Genomic DNA, 18,452 nt, shown 5'->3' with positions numbered 1-18,452 from the left:
ATGCAGGATCAATAATTACAGCAGCTCAATCAGGGGCACAATGGGGGTATAAATTAATATTAGTAAACTTAATATTAGTTCCGATGTTATACTTTGTACAAGAGTTAACAACGCGTATAGGAATAACTACAGGAAAGGGTCATGGAGATCTTATAAAAGATACTTTTGGAAAAGGATGGGCATATCTTTCTGTAATAACATTATTTGTATCAACAATTGGAGCTTTAATTACTGAATTTTCAGGAATGATGGGAGTAGGTCTTTTATTTGGAGTTTCTAAATGGATAATGGTTCCATTGGTAGTGGCATGTTTAATTCTTTTAAGTGCTACAGGAAAATATAAAACAGTTGAAAGAGTTGCTATAATTGTAGGGCTTTTTGAATTAGTATTTATACCAGCCATGTTCTTTGCACATCCAGATTATGGAAATGTAATACATTCAATATTTGGAGCACAACCATTAGGTAGTGCATCATATTGGTTATTAATTTCTGCAAATGTTGGGGCAGTTATAATGCCATGGATGGTATTTTATCAACAAGGAGCAGTTGTAGATAAAAAATTAACAGAAAAAGATATGAAATATAGTAGAATTGATACTGCAGTAGGTTCACTAGTAACACAATTAATAGTTGTAGTTATAATAATTACAGTTGCAGCAACAATTGGTAAGCATAATCCAAATGCATCACTAAATACAATTCAAGAGATTAGTCAGGCATTAACGCCATTTTTAGGTGCGACAGGTGGAAAAGTTGTATTTGCAATAGGAATATCAGGAGCAGCGCTAATAGCAGCAATAGTAGTTTCCCTTGCAGCATCATGGGGATTTGGAGAACTATTTAATAAACCATGTAGCTTAAATAATACATGGAAAGAAGCTCCAGTATTTTACTCATTTTATTGTGGAGCATTAATAATTGGTGGAATTATAGTTTTATCAGGAGTACCATTAGTACCACTTACTTTAGGAGTAGAAGTATTAAATACATTGTTGTTGCCAATAGTATTAGGATTCTTATTAGCATTAGGTTGGAAAGTATTGCCTGAGAAGCATAGATTGAAAATTTGGGAAAAAGTTATATTATTATTTATATACGTTGTAGTATGTGGATTAGGTCTTGTGACTGTGTATATGACATTCTTTTAAAAAATACCTTTTAATAGTTTAAAAACTATTAAAAGGTATTTTTTATGAAATTTAGAGAAAAAATGCATTAATTTGTAATTAAAAATAAAATATTGTAAAATTAAAAAGAAAAGTTTAAATTAAATTTTAAGAAAGGGAGAGTTTTAATGCATTTAAAATTAGATATATTTCAAACTATGGCAATTGCTACGTGTATGTTTTATTTAGGAAAATATTTAAGAAATAAAATAAAATTTTTAAATAAATATTGCGTGCCAGCGCCAGTTATTGGTGGATTAATTTTTTCAATATTAGTATTAATATTAAAATTAACGAATATTGCAACTATTGATTTAGATATGACATTACAGTCTATATTTATGACAGCATTCTTTACAACAGTTGGATATACTGCAAGTATAAAGATATTAAAGAAAGGTGGTATAAAGGTCGGAATATTTTTAGCACTGGCAGCATTTTTAGTAATTTGCCAAGATGTTTTAGGAGTAGTTTTAGCAAAAATATTTGGATTACATCCATTATTAGGACTATCAACTGCTTCAATTCCAATGATTGGTGGGCATGGAACTGCAGGATCGTTTGGGCCTTTGTTTGAAGAAATGGGAATAAAGGGAGCTACATCAGTAGCATTTGCAGCTGCAACATTTGGACTTATAGCAGGAAGTTTTTTAGGTGGAGTTGTAGCAAAGGTTTTGATAGAGAAAAAAGCTTTAAAAACACCTAAGCATACAGAAGATAAATCAATACCAATCAGTGATTTTCATGAAGATGATAAAGCAATTCTTTGCCAAAGTAGATTAATGCAAGGTGTTTCATGGATATTTATTGCAATGGGAATTGGATCATGTATATCAATATTAATACAAAAAGCAGGTTTAACATTTCCATCTTATATAGGAGCCATGATGGCAGCAGCAATAATAAGGAATATTTGTGATTTTAAAAAAGTAAAATTAGTAGAAAAGGAAATAGAAGTTTTAGGAAATATAAGTTTGTCATTTTTCTTATCAATGGCATTAATGGGATTAAAATTATGGGAGTTATTTGATTTAGCACTTCCAATGCTAATAATGTTAATAGGACAAACTATATTAATGGGAATATTTGCATATGTATTAACTTTTAGAGTAATGGGAAAAGATTATGAAGCTGCAGTATTTGCATCAGGAATGTGTGGATTTGGAATGGGAGCAACACCAAATGCAGTAGCTAATATGGATGCACTTACCAATAAGTATGGTTTTGCTACGACACCATATATAGTAGTTCCAATAGTGGGATGTTTGTTTATTGATTTTGTAAATTCGGGAATTATAACGATATTTGTTAATTTTTTTAAGTAGAAATAGAGATATAAAATAAAAGGTTTATAAAGATATAGGAATAAAATTTAATGAAATAAGCTTAGTAAAATGTTATAAATTTATTTTACTAAGTTTATTTTTTTTAGTTTATAAAGAATTAATACTAAAATATTTTGGGTTAAAAAAGTAAATATATAATAAAAAAAGGTGGATTAATGATGGAGATAAATAGTAAAAGTATAATTGTAAAGACTGTTATACTAAATTATTGATAATTTTAATAGGCATAGGTATAGGAATAGGAAGAGTAAGAAAAATAGTGATTATAGAGTTATTGGAAAAATAAGATGGTAATATTAGAATAAATGTAGTAGTTAGAATTAAAGTAAATACAAAAAAATAAAGAAAAAATATGAAAAAATAGAATTTGGATGGATGTATTAATTAAATTTAACAGAAGAACAGAGGAAAGAGTATATTGATATTAAAAATTTTAATCAATGCGTGTATATTTATTTGGGATGTTATATTAAATTGTTGAGAAAATAATAGGCAATAATTTAATATAACAGAAAAGAGGGAGAGGGGAAATTTGTATAGTAATAGAGGGTAGGGAGAGGGAATTAGATTAAATGATGAGTATATATAATAAAAAAGGAATTTGAATTGAAAGAAGAATATTATAAAAAGAGAAATTTGAATTTAAAGAAAAATATTATGGGAATAGGAGTATGAGATGAAAAGAAAGGAGGATGGGAGAGAAAAGAGTAAATAAATTTAAGGAAGGGTATAAAAAATTAATACAAAATATATGAAAATGCAAAGAATCCTTTAAAAAGATGTTTGAAATATTTAAAATTTGGATATCTTCAAAATAAAGGAAGTGATTTTATGTTAGAGAAGTGTCCTCATTGCCTAGGTGAAGATGTTAAAAAGTATGGTTTTTATAAGGAAAAACAAAGATATAAATGTAAGAGATGTGGAAGAGTTTTTACAGTAAGAACGGCGACTTTATATCATTGGTCTAAGAAATTAGAGAAAAATATAAAGAGTTACATTAAGTTAATGTATGAAGGAAGAACAATAAGAGAAATAGCAAAAGCTATGGATATTACAATCGTTACTGCATTTTTATGGAGACATAAAATTATGGCGATATTACATGAATCTAATGAAAAGAATTTATTGGTTGGAAGTTGTGAAGGATTTGATTATGTGACAAGAAAGAATTTAAAGGGTGTGAAGGGAGGAAGTAAATTTAAAGGATATGTGCAGATAATTATTGCATTTGATGATAATAATAGAGGAAGAGCAAATATTATAAACAATGAAGATTTTGGACTTAGGATAACAAAAGAAAGAATGTTGAAAATGTTAGATAGAGATGCATCTATATTTATTACTTATAATAATTTTATGAGGATTGCAAGTGAGAAGATAAATAAAGGGAAGAAAAATAAAAATAAAAGGAGACATATGGGTAGAGCTGTCATAGGGAGAGCAAGAAAATGGATTGCTAAGTTTAATGGTGTTAGTACAAAATATATAGAACGATATTTAAGTTGGTTTATATTAGAATATAAAATTAGCCAGGAGATATAAAAATAAATATAGGGACATAATAAAAAAAATTTATAATAAGTTAAGTTAGTAGATACAAGAATTATTTCTAGAAGAATTGAGAGAGTAGATTTTTACGCAATAAATCAATATAAAAGATTCTAGGTTAAAGTAGGGGTTACTTTAAATTTAGAGATTATAAATTAGAATATGAAATATTTAAATTTTCAGCCAATATAATGAAGAAAAAGAAAAATATAGTCTGATTTTAGAGTAAGAGTTGCATAATTACAGAGTTTTATTGACAGACTATTCAATGCAACTTAAAATAGAAATGCATGGAAAATAAGGATGATAAATTAGTAATGTTTGTTATCTAAAAAAATAAAAATAAATATATACTTGGAGGAATACATATTATGAAAACACTTGTAATTAATTGTGGTAGTTCATCACTAAAGTACAAATTAATCGATATGGCTAATGAAAGTGATTTAGTTAGTGGATTAGTTGAAAGAATAGGAATTGAAGGCTCAAAGTTAAGCCAAAAAAATGCTGTTGGTGAAAAGTATGCAATAGAAAAGGATATGACTGACCATCAGGCTGCTATTGAGGTTGTTTTGGAGACTTTAACTGATGAGAAGGTTGGAGTTATTAAGTCTATGGATGAAATAACAGCAGTAGGACATAGAGTTGTTCATGGAGGAGAAAAATATTCAAATTCAGTAATTGTTACTGAAGAAGTTATTGAATATTTAAATGAGTGTAGTGTTTTAGCACCTTTACATAATCCAGCTAATATAACTGGAATTAGAGCTTGTCAAAATCTTATGCCAAATACACCAATGGTAGTTGTATTTGATACAGCATTCTATGGAACATTACCAGAGAAGGCATATATTTATGCAATAGATTATAAATTATATGAAGATTATAAAATAAGAAAATATGGTTTCCATGGAACTTCACATAAGTATGTAGCTAATAAAGTTGCTGAAGCTATGGGGAAAGATGTTAAGGATTTAAAAATCATTAGCTGTCATTTAGGAAATGGAGCTAGTATCTCTGCTGTTAAAGGAGGAGAGTGCATAGATACAACTATGGGATTTACTCCACTTGCAGGTGTACCAATGGGAACTAGATCAGGGAATATTGATCCATCAATAATACCTTTTTTAGTTCAAAACTGTGGATATTCAATAGAAGAAGTTTCAAATGCATTAAATAAAGAGTCAGGAGTACTTGGAGTGTCAGGTGTAAGTTCAGACTTTAGGGATATTGAAGATGCAGCTGCAAAAGGAAATCACAGAGCACAATTAGCTTTAGATATATTTCATTATAGAATAAGAGCTGAAATTGGTTCATTTATTGTTAATATGGGTGGAGTTGATGTTATTTTATTTACAGCTGGTGTTGGTGAAAATTCACCTGAAACTAGGGAAGAATGTCTAAAAAATCTTGAATTCTTAGGATTAGAGTTAGATAAAGAGAGAAATAATGTAAGAGGAAAACTTACTGAAATATCAAAAGAAGATTCTAAAGTTAAAGCGTATGTTGTGCCAACTAACGAAGAATTAATGATAGCACAAGAAACATTAGCATTAGTAAAATAGTTGTAAGAAGTTACCTTGAAAAAGGGTAGCTTTTTTTATAATTTTAAGAATGATAGGTGTAAAAATTCTATAATAAATGAAAAAATACTTCTTTAAATTCAAAACCTATTTAAATTTTTTTTATTTGATATAAAGTAAAATTTATAAGGTAAGTATTATGGAGGTGTATATTATGGATGGATTAAAGTATAGAGAATGTTTAAATGAAAAATTCAGAAGTTTTAAAGGAGTTAGAATTTTTAATGGCTTTTATAGAGATGAAAATAAGATTAGTATAAATTTTGAAAGTGTACAACTTGAGATAACATATTTTACTAATGAGATTGTTAAAGTTTTTATTAGTGAAGGTATGGAAAAGGAGACTAATGCTATTGTTTTAGAAAAAGAAAAAGTTGATTTAGAGGTTTTAGAATTAGATGAAACTTTAGAAATTAAATCAGATAAAGTTAAAACTGTAGTTTGTAAGAAGTCTAGTAAGGTTGCTTTTTATGAGGAAGATGGAAAGTTTTTATCAGGAGATTTTGAGCCAAGTTTTAAAGATTCAGATGGAAGTGTATTTATTTCAAAGATAAATGATTCTTTAGCTTATTATGGATTAGGTGAAAAGGGTGGAAATCTTAATAAAAAGGAGTGTTATACTGAGAATTTTAATACAGATGACCCTGAAACTGATGATGAATCTGTTATGTATTATAAAACTATTCCTTTTTTTGTAGGGCTTTCAAGAGATAAAAGATATGGATTATTTTTTGATAACAGCTATAGAAGTTTCTTTGATATGGGAAGAGAATTTGGTGATAGAATTTATTTTGGTGCAAATGGTGGAGAGATTCAGTACTACTTTATTTATGGAGAAAGTTTGAAAAAAGTAGTTTCTAATTATACTTCTCTTACAGGAAGAATGGAGATGCCACCTTTATGGAGTCTTGGGTATCAGCAAAATAGATTTAGTTATTTTGATGTAACGGAAGTTCGTGATGTAGTAAGTGAATTTGAGAAACGAGAAATTCCTATTGATGTTATTTATTTAGATATTGATTATATGGATGGGTTTAGAGTTATGACATTTAAGTCTCCACAGTTTGATGGAGTAAAGGAACTTATAGAGGAACTTCATAAAAAGGGTATGAAGGTAATAACTATTTTAGATCCTGGTGTTAAGGTTGATGAAGATTATGGAGTTTACAAAAGAGGTAAAGAAGGTAACTACTTTACTAAGAAGCTAGATGGAGAAACTTTTGTAGGGGCTGTATGGCCAGGGGATAGTGCTTTCCCTGATTTTTCTAATGAGAATGTTAGAACTTGGTGGAAAACTGAGTTGAAAGGTTTTATAGATAAATATAATATTGATGGTATTTGGAATGATATGAATGAACCCTGTGTGTTTAATACAGATTATAAGACTATGCCAGACTCATGTATTCATAATAGTGATTATGGGGTTATAGATCATAAGGAGTTTCACAATAGGTATGGAATGGAAATGAGTAGATGTTCTCATGAAGCTCAAATGGAACTTCGTGAAAATACTAGAGAGTTTTCTATGACTAGAGCTACTTATGCTGGAGGACAAAGATATTCATCTGTTTGGACGGGGGATAATATGAGTATGTTTAGTCAACTTAGAATGTCTATTCCTATGAATGCTAATTTAGGGATAAGTGGATTTTCTTTTGCATCAAATGATGTTGGAGGATTTGGATTAGATACAACGGAAGAGCTTCTTATAAGATGGTCACAAGTTGGAACATTTTTGCCGATATATAGAAATCATTCTAATATGTATACAAGAAGACAAGAGCCATGGGCATTTGGTAAGAATGCTGAAATGATTATAAAAAATTCTATAAGTCTTAGATATGAATTAATGCCTTATATTTATACTGCATTTTATGATTCATATAAAAATGGAATACCAGTATTTAGACCTCTTATTTTAGAGTTTGAAGAGGATATGAATCTGTTAAATATAAAAGAGCAATTCATGTTTGGTGATAGTTTAATGGTTGCACCAGTTATAAATGATGGTGAAAGAAAGAAGTATGTGTATTTCCCAAAAGGTACTTGGTACAACTATTTTACGAAAGAGAAATTTGAAGGTAGCAGAGGATATATGATTAATTGTCCATTAAATGAAGTGTTAGTTTTTGCTTTAGAAGGAAGTATAATTCCAGTTTATACTGAAAAATATTTTAATATGGAGAATAGACCAGAAGATATTTCTTTAAAAATATTTGGAGATAAAGCTAAAGGAAAATTTTATAGTGATGATGGAGAATCTATGGATTATAAAAATGGATCATATAATTTAGTAAATATTTTTTATGAAGATGAAAAAATTAAATTAGATTATGAAAATAAGGGATTTAAAGAAGTTAAAATAGAATATTAAGTTATTAATTTAAAAAGCTAGGAAAATATTTCCTAGCTTTTAATAAATTTTATATATTAAATTTGAAGGTTTTCTAAGATAACTTTTTCATAGATAAAGTGTGAGAAAAGTGAATTTGACCAAGCAAACCAATCTCTTGTGAATTCTGAAGGATTATTTACATGGAATCCTTCATGCATAAAGCCAGTATCACCATCTGTATCTACTAGTAGTTTTATTAAAGTTTTAATTTCATCTTCACTTGAAGAAGTCAAGCCTTGCATTGCTAAGGAAATATGCCAAATATAATCTTTTGGTGTATGTGGGCTTCCTATTCCTTTTGCAATTTTTCCTTCATAGTAGAAAGGATTTTCATTACTTAAAATGAAATTACGAGTGTTTTTATATATTTTATCATTATTATCTTTAAATTCTAAGTAAGGCATTGAAAGAAGACTTGGAACGTTAGCATCATCCATAAGAGTATAATTACCACGACCATCTGTTTCATAAGCATAAATGTCTCCAAATGTTTCATTAGAAACTACACCATGATTTTTTATTCCTTCATCTATTTGATTTTTTAAATCTCTTGCCATTCTAAATAATGTAGTATCACTATAGATTGTTAAAGCTATTTCTTTTATATATGAAAGTATTACAGAGGCAAACATGTTAGCAGGAATAAGATATCCATAAATACATGTATCATCACTTGGTCTGAATCCTGACCATGTTAAACCAGTATAAGAAACAGGATTTCCATGTCCTTCATTAGGCAATGTATCTGTAATTGAGCAGTTTAATCTTTTAAAGAAATAATCTGAATCTTCACTATGATTTTGCTCTGTTTTAAAAGTTTCTATTACTGTATATAAAGTTGATTTTAATTCTTCAGTGAATATTGAAGTATCATTTGTTTTTTTGTAGTATTTATAGATTAATCTAACAGGATAGCATAGTGAGTCTATTTCATATTTTCTTTCCCAAACCCAAGGACTATCCTTTGTTATATCGTTGTCCCATTTTTGACCATTAGCTTCTATGTTAAAAGCGTTTGCATATGGATCTATGGTAATACATTTAATTTGTCTTTTTATAAGTCCTGTGAAAAGTTCTTTAAGTACAGGATATTCATTTACAAATGGAAGATAATGCTCTATTTGTGATGTAGAATCTCTAAGCCACATGGCAGGAATATCTCCTGTTATAACAAAGGTATCATTTTCTTCAGTAAGCTTTACTGTAGTCTCCATAGTATTTATAAAACAATTAAAAAATAATTTTCTAAGTTTTTCATTTTCAATTTTTAAAGATAAATCGTGTCCTAAATTTTTTATAGTATCTTTTAATTCATTTATGTTTGTGTGCATAAAAAAACCTCCTAAACATTTTCTATGAAACTATTGTATAAGTTTACAAGAGAAGATTAAATAGGAGGATTAGACCTTTCTATAATAAGTTTATAAATTCAAAAATTTTTCCACTTAGTTTGAGTTTTCTTCAAGCTGTGAAAATAAAATTCTATTACTAAATACAAGTAAAAATGATAAAAGACTAAATATAAATATAACTGTCGTACCTGGTGAAACTTCAAATACTACTAGAGAAACAGCTAGTAAAAGAATATTTGTTACTGTAAGCACAGGTCTTGTTATAGTTAAAATTAATGCAGTTTTAATTGTTTTTAAGCTTGTCATTTTAAATTTTGTCATTAATAAAAATATAAATGGCGTAGTTGCTAAAAGAATTATTAAAAATCCTGCAAAAAGACAAGTTAAAATAGTGTTTTTATAAACTGATGAGAAAAATACTATATTTGAATGTAAAACTAATATTAAAAGAAGTTCTAAGCATCCAATAAATAAGGCTTGTTTATAATTAAGTTTTAATCCACGCTTTAAATCATGAAATATATTAAATCCTTTATTTTTAAGGAATGAATTCATTACATGAAATAAGGCACATGCTGAAGGTGCTAGTGGAATACAGCAAAGTAGGAATAAAGGAAGATATGTAGTTATCTTATTGATTCCTAGTGTAAAAAAGAATAGTAGTAGTGGTATATTTAAAATTAAAAAGAACAAGTTAAGTAAAAAAAAGTTGAAAATTGTATTGCATGCATCTAATATTTTTTCAATATTAAAAATTTCTGACATAAAAAAACCTCCGTTATTAAATTTGTAAACATTTCCTTTGATAAATTAAGTATATTTAAAAAATATTGTAAATTCAATTTATTATGAACTTATAATAGGAAAATCTATAATAAATCCACAAAAACTATAAAAAAACAATGAAATAATTTTTAAAAAAAGCTTTAAATGTAAGAAATTGAATGTTTTAATATATATATGGGAGTGGTTTTTTATGAGAAGGGTAAAAGTGTATAAAAAGATGATGTATATGTATATAGGGATAATTATATCTCTTATACTAATTCTAGATTTCTTTTTTATAAGTTTGGTATTTAAGAATACATTAAATAATGACTTGTACATAAATGAGAGTTTGGGGAAGGAAATAAATAATGAATTAATTGGAATGGATGATTATAGTAATACAGTGATTAATTCAATGTATTTAGATCATAACTTAATGAATGATGTTTCTGATTTTTTAAAAATGGATACGATAACATATTTGAGGAATAAGTTAGATAAGTATTCAAATGGAAATAAAACTTATTTTAATGGTGTTGAAAAGTTTACTAAAAATGCTTTTTTAATGAATGATTCTATAAAGAGTATTTCTTTTATTAGTTATAGTAGAAGTGAGGTAAGTATTTTCAATAATAAAAATCAAATAAAGGTTGAAAAAATTAGTAGTATTTCAGAAGAAAATAAATTTGTACAAAGTAATGTGATAATAGGAAATAATAAGATAAGCTTTGTCAGAAATATAACTAATCCAGAAAGTCTTAAACTTGAGGGAAAAATAGTAATAACATATGATTTAGCTAAGATAATGCAGCTTGTTAAGAAGCATAATAATTATTATGAGGTTATACTTTTAGATTCAAAGGGAAATAGCTTTTTTGATTCAGAAGAGGAAAGAGGATTTGAGCCTTATGAATATTATAAGAAAATAAAAGAGGGAGAGGCTAATGAGAAGTTTGAGTTAGATAAAGATTATTATGTATATAAGGCAACTAATAAATTAGATGTAACAGTAATATCTAAATTTTTAGAAAGTAAGACTAAGATTTTACCAAGAAGCTTTGTTTATTCAATAATATTTATAGATATTTTAGTATTTATTGTAGCAATGAAGGCTTATATAAAAAGGCTTAAAAAGCTAAATGAAAGAACTGAAAAAATTCTTATTGCTATGGAAAAGGTTAAAAGTGGAGATTTAGATACAAGAATAGAGATTGAGAAAAATGTAAAAGATGATTTAGCTTCTATTTCAGAAAACTTTAATGTTATGTGTGAAGATTTAAAGGAGCATATAGAAGAGCGGTATACTGCTGAAATAAAAAGAAAGAAGGCAGAGTTAAGTGCACTTCAAAGTCAAATTAATCCTCATTTTCTATACAATACTTTAGAGGGAATAAGAATGAAGGCTATTTGTAATGGTGATAGAGATGTAGCTAAAATGCTTTATTCCTTAGCGTTTTTGTTTAGAAATCAGATAAAAGAAAAAGAAAAGATAATGATAAAAAATGAAATAGATTATTGTACTAAATATATAGAGATTTTTAAGTTTAGATATGAGGATGTATTTAGTTATAAAATAAATTGTGAGAAAGATATTGAGAATAAAGAGATAATAAAATTTGCTCTTCAACCGCTTATAGAGAATTATTTTGTTCATGGAATAGTTCTTGATAGGAAGGATAATTATTTAGAGATAAATATTTTTAAAAATGATGAAGAGATAAATATAGAAATTAAGGATAATGGAAAGGGAATAGAAGAAGAAAGGTTAGAGGAAGTTAATAATTATTTAGAAGAGGGACAAGGTGTGGGGACATCAATTGGTCTGTCTAATGCAAATGAGAGAATAAAAATAGCTTATGGAACAAATTATGGTATAAAAATAAAAAAGGGAAGAGAAAGTGGAGTAGTGATTAAAGTTAATATTCCATGCAAAGAGGTAGATAATGATGAAAAATGTAATGTTAGTAGATGATGAGAAATTAATAAGAGATGGATTAAAGGTTTTAATTGATTTTGAAAGTCTTAATTTATGTGTGAAAGAAGAAGCTTCAAATGGGTTAGAAGCATTAGAGAAGGTTAAAAATAATAATATTGATATTATTATAACTGATATTAATATGCCTAATATGACTGGTCTTGAATTTATAAGAGAACTTAGAGAGATAAATAAGGATATTAAAATTGTAATTTTAAGCGGATATGATGATTTTTCATATGCTAAAAAAGCAATATGCTACGGAGTATCTGATTATTTATTAAAACCTATAAATGAAGAGGAACTTGAAGAAGTTTTGAAAAATATAGTTATAGAAATAGAAAAGAGTGAAAAGAAAAAGGTTTCTCATATTAATAAGAATAGAGAAATTTTAGAACTTTTAAGAGGAGATATAAAGAATATAGATGAATTAAAAGAATCTCTTGATATTGATCTAAATGGAAAAAGCTATATTGTAGCAAGCATAACTTTAAGTAAAGGTGGAAAAATAATTTCTAATGTAGATTTAAATAAAATATTTAAAAATAATAATATTGAAAAATATGAAATTGCATATGTACTAGAAAGAAGATTCTTAGTGGTAAAGGAATGGGATAAGGATGTTAAGACACAAGAAGTTTTAGAACATGCTTATAAATTAAAGGAGCTTTGTAATAAAGAATATGAATTAGATGCATTTATAGGAATAGGAAGTGTAGTTTCTAGTATAGAAGATATAAGTAAAAGCTATAAAGAAGCTATTGATATAAATAAGTATATGCTAACTGAAGGAACTAATATTTGTTTATGTAAAGAAAATTTAAGATGTTTAGATAGTACTATTAAAACTTTTGAATTGGATTTTCAAAGGATAAATAAAAAAATAATTGAAAAGAATTTTGAAGAGTCTAAAGAGCATATTGAGAAAATGTTTAGAAGAAATGATTTAACACCAAAGGATATATATGATTTTTCAATAGGAATTTTATTTATGTTATACAAAATATCTGAAGAGTTTAAGATTGAAGGTAAAGGATATAATAAAGAAAGCTTAAGTAGTACTATGGTTGAATTATGTACAGAAAGTACAACTGAGAGCATTGAAAAATTTCTTATAAGTGAAATTGAAAATGTAATTTCTAATATGTATGTAGGAACAACTAAGTACAGTCCTGTAGTTCAGCAAATAGTAACATATGTTAATGAAAAGTATTATGAGGAACTTAGTTTAAAGGTTCTTTCTAGTAAATATAATATAAATAGCTCTTATTTAGGACAATTATTTATAAAGGAAGTTGGAATGTCTTTTTCAGATTATTTAAATGGAGTTAAGAATGCTAAGGCAAAGGAATTTTTATTAGAAACTAATATGAGAATAAATGATATAGCTAAAAAAGTTGGATTTATTGATACAAGTTATTTTTATAGAAAGTTTAAGAAGTATTATGGAGTTTCTCCATCAGTGCTTAGGGAGCTTAAGAATTACTAGTGGAGAATTAAAAATTAGAATGTGAGGGACTTGTAGAGAAGTCTTGGAGGGCTCAAAAGTTGTCTAAGGGCAAAGTTTATTGCTAAAGAGTTATTTTAGAGTGAAAAGTTAATAAGTTGGAGTGAAGAGTTAAATAGATATATTAATATTTCTATTTAACTTTTTTTATTTTTTATAGAAAGTTTTAGAATTTTTACAATACATAAAATTTTTACACTAAATCTGAATTTATTCAACTATAAAGATTTTTTTGGGCGTGTTATATTTTATACATAGAAAGAAACGTTTACAAAATGAAGAGGGGGAGACTTTGGGAATGGAGACGATAGTAAAAGAAAAAGGCGTTAATAAATCTGATGGTATGGATTTGAAAAATGCTAAGAAAGAGAAGCCTAAAAAGAAAAAAATGGGCTTTATGCAAAAGCTTAAGGCAAATAAGGAATTATTAATTTTAACACTTCCAGGAACGATATGGTTCTTAGTGTTTGCATATTTACCTATGTTTGGAATAACACTTGCATTTAAGAAGTGGACAATACATGAAAACTTTATTCAAAGTTTAATAAAAAGTGAATGGGTTGGATTTAAAAATTTCGAGTTTCTTTTTAAGAGTAGTGATGCTTGGTTAATTACTAGAAATACTGTTTTGTATAATGTTGTATTTATAATTTTAGGAATAGTACTTCCAGTTACACTTGCAATACTTTTAAAAGAATTATTAAATAAGAAAACATCAAAATTTTATCAAAGTTCAATGTTTTTACCATACTTCCTATCATGGGTTGTAGTAAGTTACTGTTTATATGCTTTCTTAAGCCCTGAAAAAGGATTTGTAAATAGTTTACTTGTACAAGCTGGTATGGAAAAAGTATCTTGGTATACAGAACCAACAATTTGGCCATTTATTATAGTATTTATGAGTCAATGGAAAGCTGTAGGATATGGAACTGTAGTTTACTTAGCATCAATTTGTGGAATAGATAAATCTTACTATGAAGCAGCTATGATTGATGGAGCTAGTAAATGGCAACAAGTTAAATATATAACTCTTCCACTATTAAAACCAGTTTTAATAATAATGTTTATTACAGCTGTTGGAGGAATGTTTAGATCAGACTTTGGATTATTCTATCAATTACCTAAGAATACAGGAGCTTTATATCCTGTAACAAACGTTATAGACACATATGTTTATAGAGCATTAACAAACTTAGGGGATATTGGAATGAGTTCAGCTGCAGGATTGTATCAATCATTTGTTGGATTAATTCTTATCTTAACTACTAATGGAATAGTTAGAAAGATTGATGAAGAAAATGCGTTCTTCTAAAGGAGAGGTGAGAGAATATGGCAGAATTAAAAAAAGAAAAATTCAGTATAAAAAGTCTCTTTAATAAAAATAAAGAGCCAGAGGAAAGAGAGTTAAAATTTAACTCAATATCAAAAAAGACAAATATACTTTTTAATATACTGTTTGCAACATTTGCAGCAATTTGTATAATACCATTTATATTTGTAACAATAATATCTTTTACAAGTGAGCAATCACTTAATACTTATGGGTACCAATTTTGGCCATCTGAATGGAGCTTAGAAGCTTATAAATATATTTTATCAGGTGGAAGCAATATACCAAGAGCTTATGGAATAACAATTTTTGTTACTATAGCAGGAACGATTTTAGGGCTTGTAATAATGACAACTTTTGCTTATGCATTATCAAGAAAGTCATTTGCTTATAAAAAGTTTTTTACAAAACTTATATTTATACCAATGTTATTCTCAGGAGGGATGGTTGCATCTTACCTAGTAGTAACACAGTTTTTAGGACTTAAAAATAATATACTAGCACTTATACTTCCTATATGTGTAAGTTCTTTCCATATTATAATTTTAAGAACCTTCTTTAAGACAACAGTACCAGATGCAATTATTGAGTCAGCTAAAATAGATGGAGCATCAGAGTGGACACTATTTTTAAAGATAGTATTACCAATTTCACTTCCAGCTATAGCAACAATAGCATTATTCTTAACATTAGGATTCTGGAATGATTGGTTTAACGCAATGCTTTATATAGATAAAGATAGCTTAATACCACTTCAATATCTTTTAATAAGACTTGAAACTTCAATGGAATTCTTAACAACAAATGCAGGAAGTCTTGGAACAGCTGGAATTGAAGCAGTTGCAAATATGCCAAAAGAAAGTGCAAAGATGGCGATAGTAGTTATAACTACGCTACCAATATTATTTGCTTATCCATTCTTCCAAAAATATTTTGTAAGTGGATTAACTGTAGGTGCAGTTAAAGAATAATAAAAAATATTTCTACACAGGCTTTAAAAGGCTTGTGTAGAAAATAAAAATAAAATTTAAGTTTAAGTTATCTAAAGAAAAAAATCTTAGATAATAAAGTTTAAATAAGATATAAAAAATAATTTAAGAAAAAGGGGATGTTTTTAATATGCATTATTTATTAGAGAGAATTGACAAAACATGTGGAGAGATTGCAAAGCATGTATATAGAGATGAGGTTAAATTGGAAAATTATAGATATATAGATGGGAACTACCATAATATAGAGGGAATAAAGGCTGCTAAGGAAGAAGATTTTAGAGATTTTAATAATGGAGATCTTTGGGGAGGACGTGACTGTCATGGTTGGTTTAAATGTGAAGTTATTGTTCCTGAAAGATTTGAAGGACAAACTATAGCATTAAATCTTTCAACTTTTGAAGAAGGATGGGATGCAACAAATCCACAATTTATACTTTATGTAAATGGAGAGCAAATTCAAGGTGTAGATATAAACCATAGAGAAATAATTTTAAGTCATGATGCAGTTCCTGGAACTAAATATGAAATTGATTTACATGCTTATGCAGGAATGCTTGCAGATAAACTTGCAACACTTCATGGTAAATTAGTAGTAATTGATATGGATGCTAGAAGATTATACTGGAACTTAAAAGTGCCTGTAGATGTTTGTAAAGAGCTTGAAAAAGAAGATAAAAACAGAATTGATATGATAACTGTTTTAAATGAAGGAATAAACTTAATTGATTTAAGAAGACCAAAATCAGAGTTATATGATAAAAGTGTAAGAGATGCTAATAACTTTATTGAAGATGAGTTCTATGGAAAATTATGTGGACACAGTGATGTAGTTGCAACATGTGTAGGACACACTCACATTGATGTAGCATGGCTTTGGACAGTAGCTCAAACTAGAGAAAAGGTTGCAAGAAGTTTCTCAACTGTTCTTAAGTTAATGGAAGAGTATCCAGAGTATGTGTTTATGTCATCACAACCACAATTATATAAATTCTTAAAAGAAGATCACCCAGGAATCTACGAAAAAGTTAAGAAGAAAGTAGAAGAGGGAGTTTGGGAACCAGAAGGAGCTATGTGGCTTGAGGCTGATTGTAATGTAACATCAGGAGAGTCTTTAGTAAGACAAATTTTACATGGTAAAAGATTCTTTAAAGAAGAGTTTAATGTAGATAATAAAATTCTTTGGCTTCCAGATGTATTTGGATATTCAGCAGCACTTCCACAAATCTTAAAGAAATCAGATGTAGATTACTTTATGACAACTAAAATTGCATGGAACCAATTTAATAAAATTCCAAATGATACATTTATGTGGCAAGGAATTGATGGGTCAGAAGTTTTAACTCACTTTATAACTACAACAGGACCAGGTCAAGAAAGAGAAAGTCACTTTACAACTTATAATGGACATGTTCAACCAGATGCAGTTATGGGAGCATGGAGAAGATACCAAAATAAAAATTTAAATAATGATGTTTTAATTTCCTTTGGATGGGGAGATGGTGGCGGAGGAGCTACTTTAGAAATGCTTGAAAATGCTAGAAGATTATCAAAAGGTATACCAGGAGCACCAAGAGTTCAAATGGGAACTTCATTAGATTACTTTAAGAGACTTGAAGAAAAAGTACAAGGGAATAAAAAATTACCTAAATGGGTAGGAGAATTATACCTTGAGTACCATAGAGGAACTTATACTTCAATGGGAAGAAATAAGAGAGATAATAGAATCTGTGAAAACATGTATACAGCAGCAGAGAAAATAAACTCACTTGGTATGTTACTTGGAAATGAATATCCACAAAAGAATATTAATGACTCATGGGAAACAGTTCTTTTAAATCAATTCCATGATATAATTCCAGGATCATCAATTAAAGAAGTATATGATGTAACAGATGTTGAATATAAAGCATTAAAGAAAAATGCAGACAAGTTAATAAATGAAGGTTTAGATAAAACTTCAAACTTTATAAAATTAGAAGAGAGAAGTGTAGTTGTTACTAATACTTTAGGATTTACGAGAAGTGATATAGCAACATTTATTGTACCAGAAGATATAAAAATGCCATCTGTAATAGATGAAAATGGGAAAGAAGTAGTATGTCAAAGAATTGAAGATAATAAAGCAATATTCTTTGCAAATGAAGTTCCTGCAAATGGACATAAAAGCTTTAAGATTGTAGAAGCTACTAATACTGAAGTTTCTAACGTAACTTTAACTGAAAGCTTTGCAGAAAATAAATTCTACACAGTTAAGTTTGATGAAAAAGGACAAATAGTTTCATTTGTAAATAAGGCTCAAAATAGAGAAATCTTAAAAGATGGAGCTATAGGAAATGAAATTCAAGCATTTGAAGACAAGCCAATGTGCTTTGATAACTGGGATATAGATATCTACTACAAAGAAAAAATGTGGAAGATTGATGATGTACAAAGTATTGAAGTAATTGAAGTAGGACCAGTTAGAAGTTCTTTAAAAATTGAAAGAAA

12 protein-coding genes are annotated in these 18,452 nt (G+C 27.9%); 10 read left to right on the top strand and 2 right to left on the bottom strand.

The window, feature by feature from the left end; translation table 11 throughout:
* From ACRDDY_RS08850 to ACRDDY_RS08830, 5 genes are all read left to right on the top strand, one after another.
* A partial coding sequence (locus ACRDDY_RS08850) for an NRAMP family divalent metal transporter (RefSeq protein WP_438564590.1) occupies positions 1-1,151 on the top strand: 1,151 nt, incomplete at its 5' end.
* A gap of 146 nt (positions 1,152-1,297) precedes the next feature.
* On the top strand, positions 1,298-2,494 hold the full coding sequence (gene gltS, locus ACRDDY_RS08845) for a sodium/glutamate symporter (protein WP_438564589.1): 1,197 nt from the start codon (positions 1,298-1,300) through the stop codon (positions 2,492-2,494).
* A gap of 852 nt (positions 2,495-3,346) precedes the next feature.
* Entirely contained in the window at positions 3,347-4,057 is a 711-nt protein-coding gene (locus ACRDDY_RS08840; RefSeq protein ID WP_438564588.1) for a transposase, read from the top strand.
* 377 nt (positions 4,058-4,434) lie between these two features.
* Complete coding sequence (locus ACRDDY_RS08835; protein WP_438564587.1) at positions 4,435-5,628, top strand: acetate kinase; 1,194 nt, start codon at positions 4,435-4,437, stop codon at positions 5,626-5,628.
* Positions 5,629-5,800: 172 nt separating this feature from the next.
* A complete protein-coding gene (locus ACRDDY_RS08830) occupies positions 5,801-8,020 on the top strand; it encodes a TIM-barrel domain-containing protein (RefSeq protein ID WP_438564586.1) in 2,220 nt (739 codons plus the stop codon).
* A 56-nt stretch (positions 8,021-8,076) separates the two neighbouring features.
* Here the strand turns inward: ACRDDY_RS08830 and ACRDDY_RS08825 are convergent, their stop codons facing one another.
* Together ACRDDY_RS08825 and ACRDDY_RS08820 are read right to left on the bottom strand one after the other, a co-directional pair.
* Complete coding sequence (locus ACRDDY_RS08825) at positions 8,077-9,372, bottom strand: glycoside hydrolase family 125 protein (protein ID WP_438564585.1); 1,296 nt, start codon at positions 9,370-9,372, stop codon at positions 8,077-8,079.
* Between the two features lie 114 nt (positions 9,373-9,486).
* Positions 9,487-10,158, bottom strand: a complete 672-nt coding sequence (locus ACRDDY_RS08820) for a DUF624 domain-containing protein (protein ID WP_438564584.1) — start codon at positions 10,156-10,158, stop codon at positions 9,487-9,489.
* Positions 10,159-10,369: 211 nt separating this feature from the next.
* Here ACRDDY_RS08820 and ACRDDY_RS08815 point away from each other — a divergent pair, with 211 nt between their 5' ends.
* From ACRDDY_RS08815 to ACRDDY_RS08795, 5 genes are all read left to right on the top strand, one after another.
* A complete protein-coding gene (locus tag ACRDDY_RS08815) occupies positions 10,370-12,133 on the top strand; it encodes a sensor histidine kinase (RefSeq protein ID WP_438564583.1) in 1,764 nt (587 codons plus the stop codon).
* Positions 12,105-13,625 (top strand): response regulator, encoded by a 1,521-nt coding sequence (locus ACRDDY_RS08810; RefSeq protein ID WP_438564582.1) that lies wholly within the window; start codon positions 12,105-12,107, stop codon positions 13,623-13,625. The genes ACRDDY_RS08815 and ACRDDY_RS08810 overlap by 29 nt, the downstream gene beginning before the upstream one ends.
* 406 nt (positions 13,626-14,031) lie before the next feature.
* Positions 14,032-14,955 (top strand): ABC transporter permease, encoded by a 924-nt coding sequence (locus ACRDDY_RS08805; RefSeq protein WP_438564591.1) that lies wholly within the window; start codon positions 14,032-14,034, stop codon positions 14,953-14,955.
* A 17-nt stretch (positions 14,956-14,972) separates the two neighbouring features.
* Positions 14,973-15,944: a carbohydrate ABC transporter permease gene (locus tag ACRDDY_RS08800; RefSeq protein ID WP_438564581.1), complete on the top strand. Its 972-nt coding sequence runs from the start codon at positions 14,973-14,975 to the stop codon at positions 15,942-15,944.
* A 148-nt stretch (positions 15,945-16,092) separates the two neighbouring features.
* On the top strand, positions 16,093-18,452 hold a 2,360-nt coding region (locus ACRDDY_RS08795), incomplete at its 3' end, for an alpha-mannosidase (RefSeq protein ID WP_438564580.1).

It is taken from the genome of Clostridium sp. (assembly GCF_051656525.1).
Lineage (GTDB): Bacteria > Bacillota > Clostridia > Clostridiales > Clostridiaceae > Clostridium.
The sequence above is the reverse complement of the archived record's forward strand: the minus strand, read 5'-3'. Positions and strand labels throughout refer to the sequence as shown.